This window comes from Natrinema sp. LN54 (assembly GCF_052439245.1).
GTDB lineage: Archaea > Halobacteriota > Halobacteria > Halobacteriales > Natrialbaceae > Natrinema > Natrinema versiforme_A.
This window is the reverse complement of record NZ_JBQVRP010000002.1, coordinates 682,158-703,096: the sequence shown is the minus strand read 5'-3', so window position 1 is coordinate 703,096 and position 20,939 is coordinate 682,158. Positions and strand designations below refer to the sequence as shown.

Sequence of the window (20,939 nt, the reverse complement as noted above, 5' to 3'; positions counted from 1 at the left end):
AGGTCGGGAGCGGGCGCGAGGACGGACCAACACCCCTTTGACCACTCTCGGTCGTTATCCGACGAGAATCGATGACGGGGGACGAGCCAGTCGCCGACGAGTCCGTCGGTGACGGCATCGAATACGGTATCGACGAACAGCCGCCGGTCGGCGAATCGATGGTGCTGGGGATTCAGCACTACCTGACGATGGTGGGTGCGAACATCGCAGTGCCGCTGATATTGGCCGACGCGATGGGGATGCCACCCGGGGTGACCGCGCGGTTCATCGGGACGTTCTTCGTCGTCTCCGGAATCGCGACGCTCGCCCAGACGACGTTCGGGAACCGGTACCCGATCGTCCAGGGGGCGCCGTTTTCAATGCTCGCGCCGGCGCTGGCCATCGTCGGCGTCGTGACCGCCGGCGGCGTCTCCGGGCAACCGAGCTGGGAGGCGGCGCTGTTGCAGTTACAGGGGGCGATCATCGTCGCTGCAGTCGTCGAAGTCGCGATGGGTTATTTCGGACTGGTCGGGAAGCTCCGCCGGTTCCTCTCGCCGGTCGTCATCGCGCCCACGATCGCGCTGATCGGACTGTCGCTGTTCAACGCCGATCAGATCACCGCGGCGAACCAGAGCTGGTGGCTGCTCGGGCTCACGCTCGGGCTCATTCTGCTGTTCTCGCAGTACCTCGACGTCAAACACAGGGCGTTCCGTCTCTATCCGGTTATTCTGGCGCTCGTCATCGCGTGGTTGGCTGCCGCCGCATTGTCGGTCCTCGGCGTGATCGGCGGGGGCCATCCCGGGTACGTCGAACTCGGACAGGTCACTGACACCCGGGCGCTGCTGCCGATCTACCCCTTCCAGTGGGGGGTACCGCAGGTGACGACCGCGTTTGTCGTCGGCATGTTCGCCGGGGTGCTGGCATCGATCGTCGAGAGCATCGGCGACTACTACGCGGTGGCGAACATCACCGGCTCCGGCGCTCCGAGCGGAAAGCGAATCAATCACGGAATCGGGATGGAAGGTCTCATGAACGTCTTCTCGGGCGTGATGGGCACCGCCGGCTCGACCTCCTACTCCGAGAACATCGGCGCGATCGGGCTGACCGGCGTCGCCTCGAGATACGTCGTCCAGATCGGGGCCGTGATCATGCTGTTCGTCGGCTTCATCGGCTACTTCGGCCAGCTGATCGCGACGATTCCGGACCCGATCGTCGGCGGGCTCTTCATCGCCATGTTCGGCCAGATCGTCGCCGTCGGGATCTCGAACCTGCGCCACGTCGATCTCGACTCCTCGCGCAACACCTTCGTCATCGGCTTCGCGCTCTTCGTCGGACTGGCGATCCCGGCGTACATGGGCAACTTCGAGAGCACGATAGCCTTCCGGGAGACCGTCGGCCTCGAGGCCGGCGTCGACGCGCTGGTCGGAACGCTCGGGGTCGCGGGAACCGCCGCCGCGACGTGGATCGAAGCCGCGGCACAGGCCGTCGTCGACACCATCTTCATCATCGGCACGACGGGGATGGCCGTCGGCGGGCTCGCGGCGCTCGTCCTCGACAACACGATCCCGGGCACCCGCGAGGAACGCGGCCTCGCGGAGTGGAACCGGCTCACCGAAGACGAGTCGGAGTTCGAATCCTTCTGGGATCGCTGGGTTCGGACCGAGACCCGCAGCGAGGACTGATTGGAATCGGTCGCGCGGGCAGCGATCCGCCCCGATCGTCACGACTCGAGTCGAACCCGGTCGATCGGATCCGATCAATTCGGCGCTCTCAGTCCGTGCCAGTGCAACCGCTCGTTCTAAGAGCGCACGAGCCCCAGTAGTCGTATGGCAGCACTCGAACTCGCGGACGGGACGATCCACTACGAGACGAGCGGTGCGGGCCCGCCGCTGGTGTTCGTCCACGGCGGCTGGATGAACGGGCAGGCGTGGGACCCGCAGGTCGAGCACTTCGCCGACGACTACCGGGTCGTCACGCTCGACGTGCGGGGCCACGGCGACACCGGCGCGACCGAGCCGGATCGGTATTCGATCGGCCTCTTTACCGACGACCTCGAGGCGCTGCTCTCGGAACTCGAGATCGAGCGGCCGATCCTCTGTGGGCTCTCGCTGGGGTCGATGGTCGTCCAGGAGTACGTGGATCGCCATCCCGACGGCGCGACGGGGGCGATTTTAGGCGGCGCGGTGCGGTCGATGCCGCCGGTGGAGCTGCCGCCGGGGCTGAAGTCGTTCTGGTCGCCGCTGCCGGCGATGTCGGCGTCGCTGTCGGTGTCCGGCTCGAAGGGGACGTTCAGGTCGATGTTGCAGTCGATTCAGGCGACGACCGGCGAGCGGTGGCTGTCGGTCGATCCCGAGACCAGGGTCGCGGCGATCGAAGACGTCGGCGACATCCCGGCGGCGGAGTTCCGCAAGATCTTCGGCGCGCTCTACCGGTACGAGCCGCCCGAACTGACCGGCCTCGAGACGCCGACGCTCGTGGTCCACGGCGAGCAGGAGGCCCCGCTGGTCAAGCGACAGGGCCGCCAGATCGCCTCGGCGGTCGCCGACGGCGATCGGCTGGAACTCGCCGACTCGGGCCACCTCGTCAATCAGGACCGACCGCGGGCGTTCAACTCGGCGGCGGCCGACTTTCTCGCGGCCCTCCCCGCGGCGTAGGGACACTGCGCATCGTCGCCGCGTCTCGGGTTCGTCACTCGAGTCCGGATTTCCTCACTGCTCGGCTCGAGTCATAGAGCCGTCTCGGACCGCTGTGCTCTAACTGTCAGTATCGGTGACGATCGCTGTCAATATCCCAATGTGATTTGGCGATACCACAAAGGCGGCGACCGTGGTAGCCCAACCCGGAATCGTCAGCTCCCGTCGAACGGTAGCTTTCAACATTCAATGCTATGAGTAGCCAATGTCCGGACACCGATAGCGCAGACGCCACGCCGGCGGCCGACCAGTGGTCCAGCATCTCGAAACACGTCGTCAACAGCTACGTCGAAGCCAACAACGCGCTCCTCGCGGCGATGGGCTTTGGCTCCGCGGCGGGCGAAACGTCCACTGCCCGAGCGGAGGGAGAGACGACGACCCCGCCGTCGACCGCCGAAGTCTCGTTCGGCGACGAGACGTGGGTCATGGAGCGCTCGACCGACGACTACGACTCGCTCGGCGTCGGCGACTACGTCCGATTCAGCAAACCGATCGCGGACACCGACGTAACCGCGTTCGCACAGGTCTCCGGCGACACCAACCGGCTCCACCTCGAGGCCGAGTTCGCCGAGGCAACCCAGTTCGAGGGCCGGATCGCCCACGGCACGCTCGTCGCCGGCACGATCAGCGCCGCACTGGCCCGGCTCCCCGGGGTGACGGTCTACCTCTCACAGGACCTCGAGTTCACGGGACCGGTTCGGATCGGCGAGACGGTCACCGCCGAGTGCGAGATCATCGAGGACCTCGGCGGCGACCGCTACCGGCTGCACACGACCGTCGTCGGCGAGGGCGAGGAGACGGTCATCGACGGCGAAGCCGTCGTCATCATCAACGAGATGTCCAAGACGTAGCGGGCGTATTCAATTCGGCAGACACGCGGGAGACGCGGCCAGCGACACGGCGAAGAGCGGTGCCTCGGGACTCCTTCTGACCGCAGGATTTGGCAACCGGTGGCCCTCGAGTTCGCCATCGTCATGCGTGGTCCAACTGACGAGCCAGCACCGTGAGTAGAATCGGCTGGGGAGGGCGTGCGGTCCCCTGCCGCCGGCGTGCACAGCCCGTTCGAGTCCCCGTCGAAACCGTCGTCTCGTTCGTCGGTCTCCGTCGACGGTGTTCCAACAGGTATCGATCCGTCATCGTCGTGGAGCCGTGACTACCACCAGACCTATTACTACCACGCTCACAACCAGTGTCCGAACATGACCGATCGACCGCCATCCCCGTCGACGCCGGCGACCGGCCCCACGATCGTCGACACCGCCCTCGAGGACGCCATCGTCGCGACGACGCCCCAACTCGCCGACTCCATCGAGGACTCGCTGGGCTGTCGCCTCAACGAATCCGTCTTCGAGGACCTCCTGCTCGAGTTGGATCGCCACGAGTACGTCGACTGGGTAACCGTTACGCAGAGCGGCGACTACGTCTGGGACTTCTCCGACTCGCCCGACCGCATCGGCGAGGCCATCGCCGACGCCGTCGTGTCTCGCCTCGAGTCGTGGCTCGCGGACGACGACTGAGCGCTCGTCTCGCGGCTAGGCCGCGTTGGTAGCGAACGCCCTTCTCGAAACCTGTGTCCCGCGCTCGAGCCCCGCTCACGGGCCGAGTCCCGACTGCGGCGTCTGGTGGTGGTTTCGAGACGGCAGTGAGACGACCGCCGTCGGCGGCCCGACTGCCCGCCGCGGCTCGAGCGGCGGCTGGTGTGTCAGTTGCCGGCTCGAGCCGTTAGGGTTCGCAGCCCTTCCCGATCAGTCCGGGCGGCACCTGACAGCCACAGGGCGAGGCGTAGCCCTCCGTCGGCCCGACGGCCGTCACGCCGACGACCGGTCGGCCGCAGTCGGGACAGTCCGGGAGCAGATCGCCGCTCGAGTCGGACCGGTCAGACACGGCGACCTCCGGACGTGGCTCTGGTGAAGACGGGTTGCGAGGCTCCTCGAGGCGGTGCAATCGATCGTCGTGCGGGATGTTTATATCCCGGTAGAATGTACGGAATCATGGCTTCGAATCCCTCGTGTGGGATGGAAGCCACGTCTCGGGTGCTCCACCACCCGGGGCATTTGCGCGCATGCCCCTCGCGACTCGTAGAGAGTGGCTTCCGTTCTTATTGTTGACCCATAATGACTTATATCTACTGCTAATGTGCGAGAATCAGGTCGATCAGGTGCGGGCTATAGACAACTCTCATTTCGGGCCACCATTCGATTCATCGCTGTATTCGTCGATATATTCGTCTCTCAGGCCGGTGAGCGCGTCTCGTTTCTCACTGTGGGATCGATAAGAGACTGTTTGAAAACGGACTCTCGGTATCGGACTTCGCGTTACCTCTGGAGTAGAGCGGACGAATAACTGCAACCGCTCCGGTCAGGCACCGTTGCGGTCGAGTCGCTCCTCTCGAGTGTACTGCCCGTGATACACGAGCATGTCGACGCCCGTCATCATGAGCGAGATGCCGCCGACGGCGATTACGACGAGCAACAGCAGTCCGCCGGTATTGGCAAACGAGAGCGGGAACGCCAGCCCGAGCAGGATGTTCCCGAGTCCGCTCCACTGGTACCACGCCCAGCGGTCGGTGAGTCGGGTGTCGGTCGCTGCCACGATGTCGAACACGCCGGCCAGTCCGAACAGGATCGCCTGCCCGAACTCCATCGGTGCCTCGAGGAGGGGACGCGAGAGCAACAGGAGGGCGGCGGCGACGAGTACCAGAAATACACCGACGACGGCGCTGAGTCGCCGATTACGGCGTTCGTTCATGGTATCGTCGGCGTCGAACGAGCGAGTCGGTTCCACGTGTTGGAGGGCATACACGATATGGTTCCGATCTCTAGCATGTAATTCCATCGACGCCGTGCGATCGAGATCGGGGGATTGGGAGCGCACCGGGATGCTCCACGACGAGACCGGCTCAGTGAGCGCTCGAGTCAGCAGTCACGCTCCTGATTCCCCGACCACGGACGATGCGAGTGTCCGCCAGCCGCCCTGCACGGCCGCTCGCGCCCCTCGCGCTCCGAGCTGGAGCAGTCGGACGACGTGCGGTGCGACATCGCTCAGTTCGACCGGGGTCTCCGCACCGGTGACGTACTCGCGAGCGACGTACCGCGCGTAGTCGAGCCGGCCGCTCGAGGCCCACAGGTTCGACGCGAGTCCCTCGTCGAGCCAGATCACTTTCCGCCCGACGGCGTACGACGTCGGCGGGGTGACAGCACCCGTCAGGGCGAGGTCGCAGAGCAACGCCGGGAAGTCGACGCCCGTCCGAATCGCGAGGTCGATGTTGCCCCAGATCCGCGGGTTGATCTCCATGAGTTTCGGGTCGCCGTCGGCGTCGAGTTTGAACTCGACCTCGGCGACGCCGTGCCACTCGAGGTGCTCGAGCAGCCGGGTCGCGGAGTCGACGAGTTCCGGTTCGCGCGTCGATTCCGTGATGACCGCGCGCCCGCCCGAGCGGGGAAACGTCGACGTCCGATGGGCGGTGAACGCGACCCGGGGCTCGCCCTCGACGAACAGCGCGTTCACGTCGTGGGTCTCGCCGGGGACGTATTCCTGGACGAGCGGCCAATCGCGCTCGATGTGCTGTGTGGACTCCCCGCTCGAGTCGTAGACACTGCGGAGTTCCGCGGGCGACGTAACGTACTGGACGCCGCTTGCACCGACGCCCTTGTTGTGCTTGATCACCGCGGGATAGTCGATTTCGGCCGCGATCTCCTCGAGTTCGGCCAGCGACCCGGGCCGATGAGTGTCAGGGGTCGGAATCCCGATATCGTCGGCGATCGAGAGCAGTCGCGCCTTGTCTTCGGTCGCGAGCAGGGTCTCGTACTCGACGGCGGGGATCGAGAGGTCGGACGCGAACCGGTCACGGAACCGCAGTACCGAAATGGTCGTCACGTGGTCGGTCGGCAAGAGCACGTCAACGTCGTACCGCGCCACCGTCGCCAGCAGGTCGGCCACGAACGCTCGTTCGTTTCGCTTCGGATCCGTATACACCGCAGTGTGGGTCGCGTACCTCGAGAAGAACGACTGTGCGATCCTGTGGTGGCTCGCGACGACCACCTCGTACTCGCGCTTCCCTAAGGTCCGGGCGATCGCGAGCGCCGGTTTGCGCTGGGCCGCAGTCACGAGGACCGTTGCCCCTTCGGTCTCCGATTCCGGTCGCTCCTGGGTCTGTGCGTGCTCTGGCGGTCTCTTCTCCATCGATCTTCCCCGACACCCTTCCGATAGTAATACCTAAGCACGTAGACAGGGTTTGATACGTAGTACGGCGCTGTCTCGTTGTGCACCGCCGCGATTCTATTGGAATCGCTGTCGATAACGGGCTCTTAGTGGCAGCGAATTACTTCCCAGTAAACACGCCGAGTGTCTCATCGGTGATGCCCGAACGGGAATGGAGTGTTACGAAATCGTCTTCTTGGATGACCGTTCCGCCACTGGGGGTAACCGTTTCCTCTCCACGGTCAATCCGGACGACCAATATGCCGGACGCGATCAGGTCTTCGTCGTTCGCCTCTTTGAGAGTTTTCCCGGCGATGGGCGCACCGTCTTTCACGATTACTTCGACTACGTCGGCGGCTCCAGCCAGCCCTGCGACACCCGTGACGGGTGATGTGGCCTCCTCATCCTTCGAACCGAACTGCGCGTACGGGCGGAAGTACTCCCTGTGGAGAAGGGCCTCATCGTCGATCTCGATGCCGAGGTCAGTGATGTCTTGTGCAATTCGAGTAAGGTCGTCGGTATCGGTGCCGACGGCTTTGATGCGGAGGTCTCCTCGTCCAGTCATGATCTCTCTCACGTTGACGACGCCCGGGATATCGAGGGCACGCTGAGCGAGTTCCTGACGTTTGGTCGCTGACGTCGTACAGACGAACAGGTTCGTGAGCCGACTGTTGGCTCGTTCGTAGTTTACGTGGGCGTGATACCCTATGATGACGCCGTTCTCTTCGAGACGGCGAATTCGGTTTCGAACCGTCGGCGGTGAAATGTCTACCTCCTCAGCGATATCCGGTGCAGATGTATGTCGTGCGTCTTCCGTAAGGTAATAGAGAATTCGCTCGTCGATTTCATCGATTCCCTCGGTCATACTTATACTCTCAAATTGGTTCCCAATCTTCTTTTACGTTTCTCTACGTTGACGATCGTTTTCGGATCGAGAAACGCCATTACTCCGGTACTGTCTATCCGTGAACCGGTGTTCTACCGTCTGTACGGTGTGATCCAAGTATAGAAACGATTAGAAAGTAATTAGGATAAATTCGAACGATTAGAAGACACAAGCGGAAATTATTTACTAATCCGTAGTGGAGTGGGGATTGATGAGTATACCGACAGATGATCAGGAGCCCCCTGATAGGCTCGTCGAGATCCTCAACGACGTGGACGCGCTAACGCTTCGCGCGGTTCGTACGTACGTCGAGCAGCGTCTTGACGATCTTCGGCCCAGCCTACAGGAAGAGATCCGTTCGGAGGCGAAGGGTGAAATCATCGATATCGAGGACTATGGAGCATACGCCCTCGTCCGGAAGTACCCACCAGCTCGAGGGCGTTCCAAGAAGTCCTCGCAACCGCTCTCCATCTACCGTGTACGACGTGAGAAGCGATTAGACGGTGGAGAGACGCTTCACTGGCGGTTCCTCGGAGACGTTACGGAACGATCCGACGGGGAGTGTCGGAACTGCGGTGAGGGGACGTCCGACGACAGTGAGGGGGTGTAATTCGATGAGTCACTCCCTCACGGACCATCTCGTCGTCCCGGTCGTCACCGTAGAGGACGCGCGAGCGACCGCCGCCGCCCTCAAAGAGTATCCGTGCAACCGGATTACAGTCGTTCACGTCGTCGAGAAAGCCGGCGGCGAACCCGATAAGCTACCGCTCGAGCAGGCACAGTCGAGAGCCGAAGACTCCTTCGCTGCCTTCAGAGAGATTATTCCCGATATCGAGACGGAAATAACGTATGCCACGGATGTCGTCACGGGAATTAACGACATCGCTGTCGAACTGGAGGCAGATGCTATCGCGTTCCGACCTCGAGGTGGCAACCGAATCGTGCAGTTACTTGCTGGTGATAAAGCGCTCCGGCTTGTAACTGAGACAGAACTGCCAGTCATCGCTTTTCACGATGTAGACGGGGAGGACCACTGACATGTATATCATCATTGTCGGAGCGGGTGACATCGGAACCCCACTCATCGACATCGCCACTCGCTCGGGCAACGAAGTCGTCGTCATCGAGCGCGAGGACCAGCGGGCGAGCAAGATTTCGAGCGAGTACGACTGTCTGGTCCTCAATACTGACGCGACGGCGAAACCGTCGCTGATCGACGCGGGGATCGACCGGGCGGATGCGTTGATCTCCACTACCAATCGAGATGCGACGAACATTATGGTGTGCTTGCTCGCTACCGAGTTAGCGGTCCCTAGCGTCGTTTCGGTCGTACATACTCCCCAACACATGGCGATCTTCGAGCGGATCGGCGTCAACACCATCGAGAATCCCCAACGGCTCATCGCTGAATCCCTCTATCGTGAAGTGAAGCGCCCGACGATCGTTGACTACATGCGCATCGGGGAGCGCGCGGAGGTGTTCGAGATCGATGTCTCTCCCGGCGCACCGATCGCTGATCGGACTCTTCGAGAGGCGGGCGACAACGGATTGCTCGGCGATGCCGTTCTCATCGTCGCAATCGAACGCGACGGTGAGGGCGAACCGATCACGCCCCGGGGCGATACCCGTATTCGCTCGGGTGACCGGGTAACTGTCTACTCGGAAACCGGGGCTACGTCCGAGGTCACCGACGTGTTCGGACACGACGACGATCACGCCAGCATGGGTCTCGGATCGAACCCAGAAGAGATCTATAACGATTTCAACGATGTCTGATTACGAAGCGGCTGCGATGTCGTCCGGTGGGCGCCTCACCGTTGCGACGGCGACGAAAACGGTCCTCAGAGACGTTGGCGCCCTCCAGGTCCTCATCGGAGGCTCGATGGTCGTCCCGATGCTCGTCGCACTCCTCTATGGGGAGTGGTACAGCGCACTTGCGTTCCTGATCGCGGCAGGAATCACTGTGTTCGTCGGTGGAGCCGCGTACAAACTGAGCGAAGACGCCCCCGAACCGCAACAGCATCATGCCATGATCGTCGCGGCACTCGGCTGGGTCGTGACAGCGCTCTTCGGCGCGCTCCCGTTCGTCATCGCGGCCTCCATCACACCACCGGCAGTCCTCGAGTCGTTCGTTCCCGGTGGAGCGAGCTACCACTCGAGTCTCCTGCACTTCCGGAACCCGCTGCACGCGTTCTTCGAGAGCATGAGCGGATATACCACGACCGGACTGACGATGAGCGTCCGAGAGCCGTCGGTCGGACGCGGCTTCCTCTGGTACCGCTCGCAGATGCAGTGGATCGGCGGTGCAGGGATGATCGTCCTGTCCCTGGCGATCCTTCGCCAACCCCACGGGACGGCGGGAATTTCATTGTATCAGTCGGAGGGGCGGAGCGAAAAACTCCGCCCCAGCATCGTCGGGACCGCACGAGCGATCTGGAAGATTTACGTCGGGGTGACCGCAGCTGTGGCGGTCTATCTCGCGGCAGCAACGTTCCTCGTCCAACCCGGATACGGCATCGAAAACACGCTCTTCGACGCGGTCAATCACGCGATGACTGGCCAGTCTACCGGCGGGTTCAGCACGCTCGACGATTCCATTGCGGGCTACAACTCCTACGTGATGGAACTCGTTCACATTCCCGCGATGATCACGGGAGCGATCTCGATTCCCGTCTACTGGGGTGTACTCTCCGAGCACGATATCCGGGATTTCACCCGTAATCCCCAAGTGAGGGGGCTATTTGGGATGTTCGCCGTCGGTGTCGTCGTCCTGACGGCGTTTCTCGCCCGGTGGGTCGGTGTTCCATACAACGGTGACCCAATCGGATATGTCGGACGAGTAGCCACGAGTCAAGCGTTCCGTGACGGCCTGTTCCAGTTCATCAGTGCACAGACGACGACCGGATGGCAGACGTCTGCTATCGGCAATTGGAACGACGGGGCAGTCATGTTCATCGTCCTCGGAGCGATGCTGATCGGTGGGTCCGCCGGCGCGACGGTCGGGGGGATCAAGATTATCCGCGGCTACATCATCGCTCGTGGCATTCGCTGGGAGGTCTCTCGCGTCTTCCTCCCGCGACATGCTATCAAGGATCTTCGCATCGCCCAGCGGACGTTCACTGCTGACGAAGCGAACGACGAGATCCGGGCTGCGGCGACCTTCGCCTTCATCTACCTACTCCTGTTAACCACCTCGCTGTTCGTACTCTTGGCGGTCTTGCCGTCGGAGTTTACGCTCGCGGATGCGATCTTCGAGGTGGCGACTGCACAGGGTACTGTCGGCCTCTCTGCCGGTCTCACTGGGCCGGACATGCCGGTCATCGCGGAGCTCCTGTTCATCCTCCAAATGTGGATGGGACGACTCGAAATCATCCCCGTCCTCGTCCTGCTAAACAGCATCGTCAGGCGGTGACCCACATGCAATACCTGACTGCGCCAAGTACGCCCGTGCTTGACGTTCTCGGACCTCCACCGCGCCGTTGAGGTCCACCTGATAGTATCGTCCAGTAGCCACTAGACACACTCACACAAAACCCAATGTACATCATCGTTGTCGGCGCAGGCCGCACCGGAAGCAAAGTCATCGAATTAGCGACTCGAGACGATCACGAGGTCGTCGTCATCGAACGGGACCACGAAATCGCCGAAGCAGTGAGCGCAACGTACGACTGCATGGTCATCAACGCTGACGCTGCCGCCAAGGAAATCCTCCTCGAAGCGGGTGTAGAGGAGGCCGATGCGCTCATCTCTACGACGGAGAACGACTCAGTGAATCTCATGATCTCCATGCTCGGGAAACAGTACGGCGTCGAGACGCTCGTGAGTTCAATCAACGACCCCCAACATATGGATCTGTTCGGGGATCTCGGCGTGAACATCGTCGAAAGCCCGCACGAACTCAACGGCCAGTATCTCTATCGGGCTGTTCAACGCCCCGCGATCCAGGATTTCATGGAAATCGGCGGCGGAGCCGAAATCTTTGAGTTAACGGTGGAGGCGGACGCTCCAATCGCCGGACTCAGTCTGATCGACGCCGACTCGGACGGACACCTTCCCGAAGAGACAGTGATCGTGGCGATAGTGCGGGACGGCGACCTACTCATTCCGCGTGGGGAATCGGATATTCGAGCAGGCGATACCGTGACGGTCTTCGCAAAAAACGGGGCGGGTGACCGAATCACAGGTGCATTCACGAAGCCGTGTTAATGTTGATTCACTGTTCCTTCCGTCCCGAACACAGCGCCAACGCTGTCGGCGGAGACGGGGCAGATTGTAGAGGTATGTCGGGGAATTTATTGTAGATTTCGTCCCCATGACTAACGCTCCGTAGTTGATTCTCGAGGGATTCGAATGCCGGGCCAGACCCGTGTGTAGAAATTGGTTGATCTCTTCCGCGCACCATGGCACGATGGTAAAAAGACCATGCTACGGGGATCGGTGCGGAGGTGGTCGATCGAATAGCGTAGCAGATCAACCCATCTTTCGGTAGAGAAAGCTGATAGTTCTCTGTATGGCTTCTATAGGCCCATGGTTCCTGCAAATCTCAGCGAAGTGCTCGAGTTTTCCCATGTTTTCTATAGGCTGATAGGTATCTACCCAGAGTGCATTCCCCTTTTTAAACTCCTTTACACCCCACTTCTCACAAAAATATTCATCAGACTCTTCGAATTTCCTCTCAGAATGACGGTTTGACATAAATTCTTGATCTCCACCGGGATAATGTGGGAAAAACACGCTTGGCGAAAGCGCTATTGTCCAGTCGGTATGTTCCCAGTGTCCAACAAAAAAGTCAATATGCTCTCTCATAATGGTGTACTCGCCATCCCAATTATAATCTTCTGCACATTCTTTTCGAAGTAGACCAACTTGTGGCAAGAAATCGAATTCAACCAATGGTGAACCTGCAACGGTTTCCATCTCCTTAACCTCTCGAATATCTCTGTAGAGGACATTATCCTCTATAAAAAGGTCTGACGCGACGGTATAGAGCCGATCTTTTTCGAGATACATCCCGCCGAGAAACCCAATATCAGGCCGGGCTTCAAGTTGTCTCTCGAGCAGTTCGTAATTCGACGGAACTTCCATATCTGAATCGACGAAGAGAAGATAGTCTTCATCTGGACGTTCAGCCAATATTCGACGCTTCTCCCCAACGCCAGCGTCGTACTCTAAATCGAACACCTCGAGTTCGAAGTCGAAATCTCTTGAGTACAGGTCCCTTTTTTCATCAGTCATTTCACCATCGTCAGCGATATACACTTTTTCAAGCCCTTCCCGCTCAACAGAGTTGAAGAGGTCAGAAACTTTCTTAACCCGGGTGAATACAGGGATACAAACTGCGGTGTCTGTCATATTCTTTGGCTTGTTGCTGTCCATAAATTCCTTGGGAGATAAAGCCCGCTGGATTGCTGGACGGCCTGGATTGTTCTCTTGAAACAGTGATCGATGTTAGAGAACTGAATTCCACATTACATTCAACACCTTCTCTTACGATTTGTATGCCCGATTGTATTTTTCTACGACTGACCGAACATCGTGCATCGATTCGACGTATTCACGACCCTGCTTTCCAAGTTCGCGGAGTTGGTCTCTACTCTCAACCAGACTAACGAGTTGATCGCTAAGGTCCTCTGGCTTTGTATCTAAAATCGGGTTCTCGTCCGGAACTCGCTCTTTCATTACATCACCGAGTGTGGCAATTACTGGTTTCCCGAGTGCCATACTCTCGATACTAAACAGTCCGTATAGACCAAAATCAGGGTTTACCCAGTCAACTACAATATCCGCTGACTGGTATATTTCCAGTGCTTGATTGTGTGGTGTATCTTCTACCACCTCCAGTTCGATATCATACCCGCGGGACTGAAGATCTGAAACTGCTTGCACGAGGTGTTCTGTCCCTTTTATCTCACGATTAGACGGGGCGTGAACTATTCTAATTGGGTCTCCGGAGTTCGGCTGTGGATATACCGGATCAATCGATGCTGTATCAATGGGGCGGGGAGCCCAGTGGGCACGATCGGGTGCCCACTCTAGAAGGTCGGGTGTCGAGACTAAGATTTCGTCCGCGAACATTCGATAAAGTCGAGCAACTCCTGACCACCGAATATCTGACCCATGGAAATGCATCACGATCCGCTTCCCTTGGGCTTTCCAGATAGGGAGGTCTAACCCACGTGGCAACAGTGGATTTGCGATGTCGATCGCACTTCGAAAATGAAAATGGAGAACGTCATACGAATCTAATCGCTTTTGAATTTCTATCACCCTATTCTTAATATTATGGAGAGCGAACACCTTCCCAGAGATATCATCCGATTCGGGCTTTACTTGAACAATCTCATCTGCACCAAACTCATATTTTTCCTCGTTATAGACTAAGACCGTACTATCTATCCCTAACCGCCGTTGTTCATTTGCGATCGTTGAGGCGACACCAGCAGTATTCCCCACATGCACCACTGAAATACCTCGAATCTCTGCTTCAAAACTGTCCTGACCAGGATCATCTATCATAACGTGTGGATAGCTATCATCTGCGCAAATAGATTGGAAGAGAATATCGCTTCCGATTTATTAACACTGGTAGCGCACCGAGAAATCACAATCAACTGTAACAAAAGAGAAAACCCGTAGGTATTTGGCAGTGGAATGAGACAGATATCTTATGGTATTATATCTACTGAAACGGCATCTAACACGGCAGAGATTAGAGAGGTGCAGCAGTTGTGGATTCCGATTCAATCACACGGAAGGTGAATGCCCACGGTGCATCACGGAAACGCTGGACGGCCACCGCTCTCCTTGAACAAATAGTCTCTATTACGCGGTGTAAGAGCTTGTGCTCACCACGGTTAGTTGAGCCTGTCTGGCGCGACCGGCCGAATCCTTTTCTTTGCAGCAGTGTTACCAATACCTGTACTCCGAATCCTGCCACGGCCTTCGGGGCTCTTACTCCGATTCGTTTTCGTCGGTGTCGAAGTCGATATCCAGTTTTGAGGCGTTATTGATCAGCCAGACGGCCTTCCGAACCCGATTTGTGTCGTTGAACTCGCTATCGATCCGCTCCGCGAGCTTGTCCAGTTCGGATTTCTTTATTTTCGTCGTGACCGACTTTGCCTCGTCTTCGTCACCGACGGGCTCGTCGCCCATAGCGTGCAACTCACAGCGCTAACCCAAAAACTCTAGTCGTTCGTGGATTTCAGGGAGAGAATCATCTGACTAATTTTAGCCTGTTTCTACATTGTTCAACCTTGGTGAAACAGCTGTAAGCGGTAGTTTCTTTATGTTTGGAATAGTTGTGTCTAGTAACCAAGCTAGGTACGGGCGTGCTCGTCGTGAGCGCGTACACGGATCTCGGCAACAGGGTCACACTCCCTGTGCCGATCCACGCAAAGAAACTCTGCCCGGTCACACTGTTTTCGACGCCGGACAATCGCCTGTCGATCCTGTTTGACTGGCTCGAGAAAGGCTACTCCGACCTGGAACACGACCCGTTCGCGCTGCATACTCACAACCACGAAACTGAACTGACGGACCCGGAGATCCACGTCCCTCACGACGCGCCGGAGGATATCGACATCACTGAATATGGCCAACGCCGGCATCGAAGCCGGTTCAATGAGAGATTCGGGCACGTTACTGGCCCATATCTGGCCGAAGCTGAGGCTGACGATTTCGAGGACGAAGTCGACGATCTGCTTGATTTCTGGTGTGCGGCCTACGATCTCTCAGACCGAATCCGCGACGAACTGAAAAACCGCGGGATGCGGATGAAACACCAAGGCGATCACCGCGATACCGACATTCTCGAACACCTCATTCTCGAGGTGTCTCTAGCCGAGGATGTTGTTTGAGTCGACGCTGTAGTTCATCCGCGTCAATCTCGCTCAGAAGTTCCTCGAGCGTCACCGCGACCACCCCGCGTTTGCGAAGGAAAACGCCCGACGTGACGGGTCCGCAAGTGGTTTCCGCCTTGTATCCGATTCGGGCCCCTGATTTATAACAGGGTGAAGTGACGAAAACAGGGACTTCGGAGCCTGTACTAGCCGAGTAAGATTAGTCCCAGAACGGGCAGGAACAGGATGGGCGCTACAGGATTTGAACCCGTGACAGCTTGGTCCGAAGCCAAGTACTCTGTCCAGACTGAGCTAAGCGCCCGTACCGCTTTGTTCCGGCCGGTTCCGTATAAGTCACTCGATTTTCACCGATTCCGACAGGGAACGACACACTCACTCGTCGTGAATTCTCACCCGATGACAATCGCCGCCGGGGGTCTTTGTTATGTAGTCTCAACGTCTAGGTAAGTCATGACGGAAACCGAATCCCCCGTTCCAGACGAGGCCCAGACCGGCGCGACACCGCTCGAGTTGCTCTCGGACGACGACGGCGCTTGGACCGCCGTCCCCGCGGACGCGAGCGGTGACGAGCGGGTGAGCAAGTGGCTCGAGATCGAGGACGACGTGCTCTGCGATCTCGAGGAGTGGCGCTGAGACGCCGATCGGCGGTGGCGGCGGCGAGACCAGTTGCCGTCTCTATCTCTCCTCGAGCAGCCGCCTCCGACCCCAGAGCTGAGGACGCGGATCGAACAGCCCGTGACTAGTCTACACGACCCGACAGCGGACCGCACCGTTTAACCAGCCCGCATGACCACTGCCGCGTATGACAGTCGGGGAGACGGGTCGCGGGTTGCTCGAGTTGACGCGGCCGGTGAACGTGATCGCGGCGGGCGTGCTGACGTTCATCGGCGCGTTCGTCGCGGGCGGGGTGGCCGAGGAGCCGGTCGCGGTCGCCGCGGCGGTCGGAGCGACGGCGCTGGCGGTCGGCGCGGGGAACGCGATCAACGACTACTTCGATCGGGAGATCGACCGGATCAATCAGCCCGAGCGGGCGATCCCGCGCGGGGCGGTGAGCCCGCGCGGCGCGCTCGTGTTCAGCATCGTTCTCTTCGCGGGTGCGGTCGCGCTCGCACTCACGCTCCCCCGGTTGGCGATCGGAATCGCGGCGGTCAATCTCCTCGCGCTGATCGCGTACACCGAACTCTTCAAGGGGCTTCCGGGTCTCGGCAACGCGCTCGTCGCCTACCTCGTCGGCAGCACGTTCCTCTTCGGTGCCGCGGCGGTCGACGAGATCGGGCCGGCGGTCGTGCTCTTCGTACTCGCGGCGATCGCGACGCTGACCCGAGAGATCATCAAGGACGTCGAGGACATCGAGGGCGACCGAGAGGAGGGGCTGCACACGCTTCCGATCGCGATCGGGGAGCGCCGAGCGCTGGTCGTCGCCGCCGTTCTCCTCGTCGCGGCCGTCGTCGCGAGCCCGGTCCCGTACCTCCTCGGAGAGTTCGGGATCGCCTATCTGCTGGTCGTCGCCCCCGCCGACGCGGTCATGCTCGCCGCGGCCTACGAGAGCTTCGAGGAGCCGACCGTCGGCCAATCGCGGCTCAAGTACGGGATGTTCCTCGCCGCGCTGGCGTTTATCGTCGGGCGTGCCGCCCTCGAGCTACCGGGTGTGACGTAGCGGGCAAGAGCGGCGGTACCGGCCGACTGACGGCCGTCGCGGGAGCGAACGTAACCAGTGGGATTTATAATCAAAAGTACTATAAGCCGCTTCGCGTATTTTCATACAACACGCCGGACCGGAGTGGGATGCGGTATCAGCAACGGTCGTCGCCACGGCGATGGATGTGAGTATCCATATGTATGACCTCGCAGATGTCCTGCCGGACACCGAACTCGACCCGGGGACGAACGTACTCGTTGCGGGTCCGCCGCTGACGGGGAAACGACGGATCGCCTTCGATATCCTCGGGAGCGGCGCGAACCGCGGCGACGGCTCGATCGTCGTCACCACGAAAGACAGCGCCGACACGGTTCTCGAGAGCTTCGGCGATCACGTCGACGAGGGCGTCGAGCCGGATATCGGCGTCGTCGACTGTGTCACGAAACAACGCGGTATCGGGACGGTCGACGATGACCCCCGGATCAAGTACGCCTCCTCGCCCGTCGACATGACCGGGATCGGGATCAAGCTCTCGGAGTTCCTCCAGGAGTTCTACGAGACCCGCGGGCTCACCGAGAACCGTGTGCTCTTACACTCCGTCTCGACGCTCCTGATGTACTCCGATCTCCAGACCGTCTTCCGGTTCCTCCACGTCTTCACAGGCCGGATCCAGAGCGCCGACGCATTGGGCGTCTACGTCATCGATTCGACGGCACACGACGACCAGACGATGAACACGCTCAAGCAGCTCTTCGACGCCGTCGTCGAACTCGAGGAGACGGCCGACGGCGAGGAGCCCGAGATCCGAACCGCCGGCCTCTCGGTATAGACAGTCCGAGTCCGGAGCCGACGAGTGTTGGTACTACCCACACACAGCACACACAGCCGCCGCTGAGCGAGGACTCAGGGCGGTCTCGGCACGCCGGCGCACGGCCACAGCGAATATCGTCTCGAAGTCATCGACTATCCGAACCGACCGTTCCACGACCCCGAGACGTTTACTCCTCGAGCCCCTATCTCCGCGTATGCCAGTCGAATCCGCGGACGAACTCGAGGCGATACTGGAGTACGAGACGATCGCCGTCGTCGGCTGCTCGAGCACGCCCGGCAAGGCGGCCCACGACGTGCCGAAGTACCTGCTCGATCACGGCTACGACGTGATTCCGGTCAACCCCTACGCGGACGAGATCTTCGGCCGCGAGGTCTCCGACTCCCTCACGGACGTCACGGAGGAAATCGATGTCGTCTGTATCTTCCGACCGAGTGACGAAGTCGGCGGAATCGTCGACGCGGCCCTCGAGCGCGACGACGTGAGCGTCATCTGGACCCAGCAGGGCATCCGCGACGACGAGGCGGCGGCCCGCGCGGAAAGCGACGGCCGAACCGTCGTACAGGACCGGTGTATGAAGGTCCAACACCGACGGCTTGCGGCGTAACGCGACGAGAGGACACCGCGCTCCGACTCCCGATCACGGTGCCGGGGTAGTCGCGCTCCGAAGTTCCGCGAGCGCGTCCTCGAGCGTCGTGTGCATCACGCCGTCGACGATCGACTCGAGGTGTCGCAGGCGGGTCGCCGTCCGAACGACCGGCTCGTCGGGAAGTTCGGTCACGGTCGCAGCAACCTCGGCCGTATCGACGGGAGCCTGTCGCTGATATTCCGAAACGCGCTCATCGACGTAGCGCCGCGTCGAGCGCTCGTCGCCGGTCAGCCTCTCACGGATCTCCCGCTGCTCGGCCGGCGAGACGGTCTCGGCGACCGGAACCGAACAGATCGACTCGCAGTACCACGTCAACGCGCGAGCGGCGGCCGCGAGCAGCGCTTCGTTCGACCGCTCGAGCGAGTCGGCGAGCGCGGTCGCGGCGGCGTCGATTTCGGCTCGCCGGCGGGCCACGAGTGCCTCGAGTCTGTCGGGAACGTCGGACGCGAGGACGGCCTCGACCAGCGCCTCGGTCGAGGCGTACTCGTCGGGATCGCCGTCGAAGCAGACGAGCGGGAGCGTCGCGACGCCGTTCTCGACGTCTTCCGGCAGATCCGCGAGGTCGTCGATGACGGTCAGGACGAACAGGCCGTCCGTCGCGATCGTTCGGAGATGCTCGAGTTGGGCGTCGGAGTAGCGGCCGGTGGTCGCGACGAGCCGTACCGCGAGGTCGCCCCAGACGCTCCCGCGCGCTTCGACGCGTGCGATCGCGTCGTCGTCGGACGCCGTCGCGGCGTCGAACTCCTCCTCGGCGAGCTGGCCCGCGCCGATGTCGCGGGCGGTCTCGAGGACCGGGCGCAGATCGACATCGTCCGGGACCTCGCTGACGGCCTCGACGACGTTCGTGTAGACGATATCGCCGAGCGAGACGTGCTCGTTCAGGCGTCGCTTTCGGTCCGTGTCCCACTCGTCGGCCTGGTCGATGGCGTCGTCGTGGAGCGCGCTCGTCACGAAGAGATCGGTCGGGATCGAGCCGAGCGTTTCGGCGAGGGCATCGTCGTCGGTCTCGAGGACCGTAAAGAAGTACGTGAACGCACCGAGTAGTCCGCCCTGATCGGCGTAGGCGTCGGCTTTCGTCCGGAGGGCGGGCGGCAGGTCGGCTTCCGAGGAGAGGGCATCCGACAACCGGCTCATATCCACTCTGTTCGAGGAAATTTAATGAGTCTATTGGTACTCTCCCGCTCGGCCTACGACGTCCACTCCTCGAACGACCGGTAGATTCCCTTCGAGAGGTAGCGCTCGCTCGAGTCCGGAAAGAGCGTCACGACCGTCTCGTGGGGCACTTCGAGGTCGCCGTCGGCGATTTGCCGAGCAACTCGCTTCGCGGCCACGCTCGCGGCACCCGCACTCGAGGCCACCAGATGGCCCTCCTCGCGGGCGAGGCGTTTGAGTTCGTCGTGGGCGTCGCGGTCCGAAATCGCGTCGACCGCGTCGACCAGTTCGGGCTCGAACAGTTCGTTGGTCGCGGTGTCGTGGGTGCCGATCCCTTCGGTCTTGTACTCGGCTTCCGCGCGCTCGTCCCCGAGGAGTTCACCGTAGACCGATCCCTCGGGCTCGACCGCGACGATGTGGGTGTCGGGGTCCTGCTCGAGGGCGTAGCGGGCGATTCCCATGAGCGTCCCCGCCGTTCCGCAGCCGGCGACGATCGCGCCAACCTGTCCATCGAGCGCACCGAAGATTTCGGGGGCGGTGGTCTCGTAGTGGGCCTCCGTGTTCAGCGGGTTCGAGAACTGCTGGGGGACGGCCGCGTCGTCGAGTTCCGCGGCGAGTTCGTGAGCGCGGTCGATCGCGCGGTCCATGCCGTCCTCCGTGGGCGTGTTGATGACCTCCCCACCCAGCGCCGCCATCAACTGCTGCTTCTCCACGCTGAACCGCTCCGGGACGACGAAGACGGCGTCCAAGCCCAGTTGCTCGGCCGCGACCGCCAGCCCGATCCCCGTGTTGCCCGCCGTCGGCTCGATGATCGTCCCGCCCTCCGAGACGTCGCCGCGCTTGAGCATCGCCTCGAGCATGTACCGGCCGATTCGGTCCTTGATACTCCCGCCGGGGTTGAACGTCTCGAGTTTCGCGTAGATCGGGACTGTCTCGGGGCCGTCGTGGAGCCGAACGAGTGGCGTTCGACCGATCGTCTCGAGAACCGAGTCCACTGGCTCCTCGTGGGTCGTCATTGGTTCGGCAAAAGTTGCCCCCGTTGTTAGCTTTTAT

General features: G+C 60.8%; 23 protein-coding genes and 1 tRNA gene. 14 read left to right on the top strand and 10 right to left on the bottom strand.

What is annotated here, in order from left to right:
* Positions 1-71 precede the first annotated feature (71 nt).
* From ACT4ML_RS08750 to ACT4ML_RS08735, 4 genes are all read left to right on the top strand, one after another.
* Positions 72-1,661, top strand: coding sequence for a uracil-xanthine permease family protein (locus ACT4ML_RS08750; RefSeq protein WP_444720503.1), 1,590 nt, complete (start codon positions 72-74; stop codon positions 1,659-1,661).
* Between the two features lie 144 nt (positions 1,662-1,805).
* A complete protein-coding gene (locus ACT4ML_RS08745) occupies positions 1,806-2,633 on the top strand; it encodes an alpha/beta fold hydrolase (protein ID WP_444720502.1) in 828 nt (275 codons plus the stop codon).
* A gap of 233 nt (positions 2,634-2,866) precedes the next feature.
* Positions 2,867-3,523, top strand: coding sequence for a MaoC family dehydratase (locus ACT4ML_RS08740; protein WP_444720501.1), 657 nt, complete (start codon positions 2,867-2,869; stop codon positions 3,521-3,523).
* A gap of 348 nt (positions 3,524-3,871) precedes the next feature.
* Positions 3,872-4,189, top strand: coding sequence for a hypothetical protein (locus ACT4ML_RS08735; RefSeq protein WP_444720500.1), 318 nt, complete (start codon positions 3,872-3,874; stop codon positions 4,187-4,189).
* Positions 4,190-4,394: 205 nt separating this feature from the next.
* Here ACT4ML_RS08735 and ACT4ML_RS08730 read toward each other — a convergent pair whose 3' ends face one another.
* The 4 genes from ACT4ML_RS08730 to ACT4ML_RS08715 form a co-directional block, all read right to left on the bottom strand.
* Positions 4,395-4,556, bottom strand: coding sequence for a hypothetical protein (locus ACT4ML_RS08730; RefSeq protein ID WP_444720499.1), 162 nt, complete (start codon positions 4,554-4,556; stop codon positions 4,395-4,397).
* 474 nt (positions 4,557-5,030) lie between these two features.
* A complete protein-coding gene (locus tag ACT4ML_RS08725) occupies positions 5,031-5,420 on the bottom strand; it encodes a hypothetical protein (protein ID WP_444720498.1) in 390 nt (129 codons plus the stop codon).
* Between the two features lie 174 nt (positions 5,421-5,594).
* On the bottom strand, positions 5,595-6,854 hold the full coding sequence (locus ACT4ML_RS08720) for a carboxylate--amine ligase (RefSeq protein WP_444720497.1): 1,260 nt from the start codon (positions 6,852-6,854) through the stop codon (positions 5,595-5,597).
* A gap of 139 nt (positions 6,855-6,993) precedes the next feature.
* Complete coding sequence (locus ACT4ML_RS08715; RefSeq protein WP_444720496.1) at positions 6,994-7,737, bottom strand: winged helix-turn-helix transcriptional regulator; 744 nt, start codon at positions 7,735-7,737, stop codon at positions 6,994-6,996.
* Between the two features lie 232 nt (positions 7,738-7,969).
* Here ACT4ML_RS08715 and ACT4ML_RS08710 point away from each other — a divergent pair, with 232 nt between their 5' ends.
* The 5 genes from ACT4ML_RS08710 to ACT4ML_RS08690 all read left to right on the top strand — a co-directional run bounded on the left by ACT4ML_RS08710 (position 7,970) and on the right by ACT4ML_RS08690 (position 11,964).
* Entirely contained in the window at positions 7,970-8,368 is a 399-nt protein-coding gene (locus ACT4ML_RS08710; RefSeq protein ID WP_444720495.1) for a hypothetical protein, read from the top strand.
* A gap of 4 nt (positions 8,369-8,372) precedes the next feature.
* Complete coding sequence (locus tag ACT4ML_RS08705; RefSeq protein ID WP_444720494.1) at positions 8,373-8,795, top strand: universal stress protein; 423 nt, start codon at positions 8,373-8,375, stop codon at positions 8,793-8,795.
* A 1-nt stretch (position 8,796) separates the two neighbouring features.
* A complete protein-coding gene (locus tag ACT4ML_RS08700) occupies positions 8,797-9,534 on the top strand; it encodes a potassium channel family protein (RefSeq protein WP_444720493.1) in 738 nt (245 codons plus the stop codon).
* Positions 9,535-9,640: 106 nt separating this feature from the next.
* The gene (locus ACT4ML_RS08695; RefSeq protein WP_444720611.1) at positions 9,641-11,170 is read left to right on the top strand and encodes a TrkH family potassium uptake protein; all 1,530 of its coding nucleotides are present in this window, start codon (positions 9,641-9,643) and stop codon (positions 11,168-11,170) included.
* Positions 11,171-11,295: 125 nt separating this feature from the next.
* Positions 11,296-11,964, top strand: a complete 669-nt coding sequence (locus ACT4ML_RS08690; protein WP_444720492.1) for a potassium channel family protein — start codon at positions 11,296-11,298, stop codon at positions 11,962-11,964.
* A gap of 264 nt (positions 11,965-12,228) precedes the next feature.
* Here the strand turns inward: ACT4ML_RS08690 and ACT4ML_RS08685 are convergent, their stop codons facing one another.
* The 3 genes from ACT4ML_RS08685 to ACT4ML_RS08675 form a co-directional block, all read right to left on the bottom strand.
* Complete coding sequence (locus tag ACT4ML_RS08685) at positions 12,229-13,110, bottom strand: glycosyltransferase family 2 protein (RefSeq protein ID WP_444720491.1); 882 nt, start codon at positions 13,108-13,110, stop codon at positions 12,229-12,231.
* Positions 13,111-13,245: 135 nt separating this feature from the next.
* Entirely contained in the window at positions 13,246-14,274 is a 1,029-nt protein-coding gene (locus tag ACT4ML_RS08680; protein WP_444720490.1) for a glycosyltransferase family 4 protein, read from the bottom strand.
* A gap of 435 nt (positions 14,275-14,709) precedes the next feature.
* Positions 14,710-14,910, bottom strand: a complete 201-nt coding sequence (locus tag ACT4ML_RS08675; protein WP_444720489.1) for a hypothetical protein — start codon at positions 14,908-14,910, stop codon at positions 14,710-14,712.
* A gap of 176 nt (positions 14,911-15,086) precedes the next feature.
* Between ACT4ML_RS08675 and ACT4ML_RS08670 the strand changes: the two genes are divergently transcribed.
* The gene (locus ACT4ML_RS08670; protein ID WP_444720488.1) at positions 15,087-15,614 is read left to right on the top strand and encodes a hypothetical protein; all 528 of its coding nucleotides are present in this window, start codon (positions 15,087-15,089) and stop codon (positions 15,612-15,614) included.
* A 229-nt stretch (positions 15,615-15,843) separates the two neighbouring features.
* Here ACT4ML_RS08670 and ACT4ML_RS08665 read toward each other — a convergent pair.
* Positions 15,844-15,918: transfer RNA gene (locus ACT4ML_RS08665), tRNA-Arg, on the bottom strand.
* 149 nt (positions 15,919-16,067) lie between these two features.
* Here ACT4ML_RS08665 and ACT4ML_RS08660 point away from each other — a divergent pair.
* The 4 genes from ACT4ML_RS08660 (at position 16,068) to ACT4ML_RS08645 (ending at position 18,692) form a co-directional block, all read left to right on the top strand.
* On the top strand, positions 16,068-16,250 hold the full coding sequence (locus tag ACT4ML_RS08660; protein ID WP_444720487.1) for a DUF7511 domain-containing protein: 183 nt from the start codon (positions 16,068-16,070) through the stop codon (positions 16,248-16,250).
* A gap of 169 nt (positions 16,251-16,419) precedes the next feature.
* Positions 16,420-17,274, top strand: a complete 855-nt coding sequence (locus ACT4ML_RS08655) for a geranylgeranylglycerol-phosphate geranylgeranyltransferase (RefSeq protein WP_444720486.1) — start codon at positions 16,420-16,422, stop codon at positions 17,272-17,274.
* A 178-nt stretch (positions 17,275-17,452) separates the two neighbouring features.
* Positions 17,453-18,085: an RAD55 family ATPase gene (locus ACT4ML_RS08650; protein WP_444720485.1), complete on the top strand. Its 633-nt coding sequence runs from the start codon at positions 17,453-17,455 to the stop codon at positions 18,083-18,085.
* Between the two features lie 196 nt (positions 18,086-18,281).
* Positions 18,282-18,692, top strand: a complete 411-nt coding sequence (locus ACT4ML_RS08645; RefSeq protein ID WP_444720484.1) for a CoA-binding protein — start codon at positions 18,282-18,284, stop codon at positions 18,690-18,692.
* Between the two features lie 33 nt (positions 18,693-18,725).
* Here the strand turns inward: ACT4ML_RS08645 and ACT4ML_RS08640 are convergent, their stop codons facing one another.
* Together ACT4ML_RS08640 and ACT4ML_RS08635 are read right to left on the bottom strand one after the other, a co-directional pair.
* Complete coding sequence (locus ACT4ML_RS08640) at positions 18,726-19,868, bottom strand: hypothetical protein (protein WP_444720483.1); 1,143 nt, start codon at positions 19,866-19,868, stop codon at positions 18,726-18,728.
* 53 nt (positions 19,869-19,921) lie between these two features.
* Complete coding sequence (locus ACT4ML_RS08635) at positions 19,922-20,902, bottom strand: PLP-dependent cysteine synthase family protein (protein WP_444720482.1); 981 nt, start codon at positions 20,900-20,902, stop codon at positions 19,922-19,924.
* Positions 20,903-20,939 lie beyond the last annotated feature (37 nt).

Bases quoted from the DNA above. Each gene is read 5' to 3' on its own strand.
- ACT4ML_RS08750 (WP_444720503.1), top strand. From the start codon at position 72: ATGACGGGGGACGAGCCAGTCGCCGACGAGTCCGTCGGTGACGGCATC.
- ACT4ML_RS08725 (WP_444720498.1), bottom strand. From the start codon at position 5,420: ATGAACGAACGCCGTAATCGGCGACTCAGCGCCGTCGTCGGTGTATTT.
- ACT4ML_RS08705 (WP_444720494.1), top strand. From the start codon at position 8,373: ATGAGTCACTCCCTCACGGACCATCTCGTCGTCCCGGTCGTCACCGTA.
- ACT4ML_RS08695 (WP_444720611.1), top strand. From the start codon at position 9,641: ATGGTCGTCCCGATGCTCGTCGCACTCCTCTATGGGGAGTGGTACAGC.
- ACT4ML_RS08650 (WP_444720485.1), top strand. From the start codon at position 17,453: ATGTATGACCTCGCAGATGTCCTGCCGGACACCGAACTCGACCCGGGG.
- ACT4ML_RS08700 (WP_444720493.1), top strand. From the start codon at position 8,797: ATGTATATCATCATTGTCGGAGCGGGTGACATCGGAACCCCACTCATC.
- ACT4ML_RS08720 (WP_444720497.1), bottom strand. From the start codon at position 6,854: ATGGAGAAGAGACCGCCAGAGCACGCACAGACCCAGGAGCGACCGGAA.
- ACT4ML_RS08635 (WP_444720482.1), bottom strand. From the start codon at position 20,902: ATGACGACCCACGAGGAGCCAGTGGACTCGGTTCTCGAGACGATCGGT.
- ACT4ML_RS08715 (WP_444720496.1), bottom strand. From the start codon at position 7,737: ATGACCGAGGGAATCGATGAAATCGACGAGCGAATTCTCTATTACCTT.
- ACT4ML_RS08735 (WP_444720500.1), top strand. From the start codon at position 3,872: ATGACCGATCGACCGCCATCCCCGTCGACGCCGGCGACCGGCCCCACG.
- ACT4ML_RS08675 (WP_444720489.1), bottom strand. From the start codon at position 14,910: ATGGGCGACGAGCCCGTCGGTGACGAAGACGAGGCAAAGTCGGTCACG.
- ACT4ML_RS08690 (WP_444720492.1), top strand. From the start codon at position 11,296: ATGTACATCATCGTTGTCGGCGCAGGCCGCACCGGAAGCAAAGTCATC.
- ACT4ML_RS08745 (WP_444720502.1), top strand. From the start codon at position 1,806: ATGGCAGCACTCGAACTCGCGGACGGGACGATCCACTACGAGACGAGC.
- ACT4ML_RS08710 (WP_444720495.1), top strand. From the start codon at position 7,970: ATGAGTATACCGACAGATGATCAGGAGCCCCCTGATAGGCTCGTCGAG.
- ACT4ML_RS08655 (WP_444720486.1), top strand. From the start codon at position 16,420: ATGACAGTCGGGGAGACGGGTCGCGGGTTGCTCGAGTTGACGCGGCCG.
- ACT4ML_RS08660 (WP_444720487.1), top strand. From the start codon at position 16,068: ATGACGGAAACCGAATCCCCCGTTCCAGACGAGGCCCAGACCGGCGCG.
- ACT4ML_RS08740 (WP_444720501.1), top strand. From the start codon at position 2,867: ATGAGTAGCCAATGTCCGGACACCGATAGCGCAGACGCCACGCCGGCG.
- ACT4ML_RS08680 (WP_444720490.1), bottom strand. From the start codon at position 14,274: ATGATAGATGATCCTGGTCAGGACAGTTTTGAAGCAGAGATTCGAGGT.
- ACT4ML_RS08645 (WP_444720484.1), top strand. From the start codon at position 18,282: ATGCCAGTCGAATCCGCGGACGAACTCGAGGCGATACTGGAGTACGAG.
- ACT4ML_RS08640 (WP_444720483.1), bottom strand. From the start codon at position 19,868: ATGAGCCGGTTGTCGGATGCCCTCTCCTCGGAAGCCGACCTGCCGCCC.
- ACT4ML_RS08685 (WP_444720491.1), bottom strand. From the start codon at position 13,110: ATGACAGACACCGCAGTTTGTATCCCTGTATTCACCCGGGTTAAGAAA.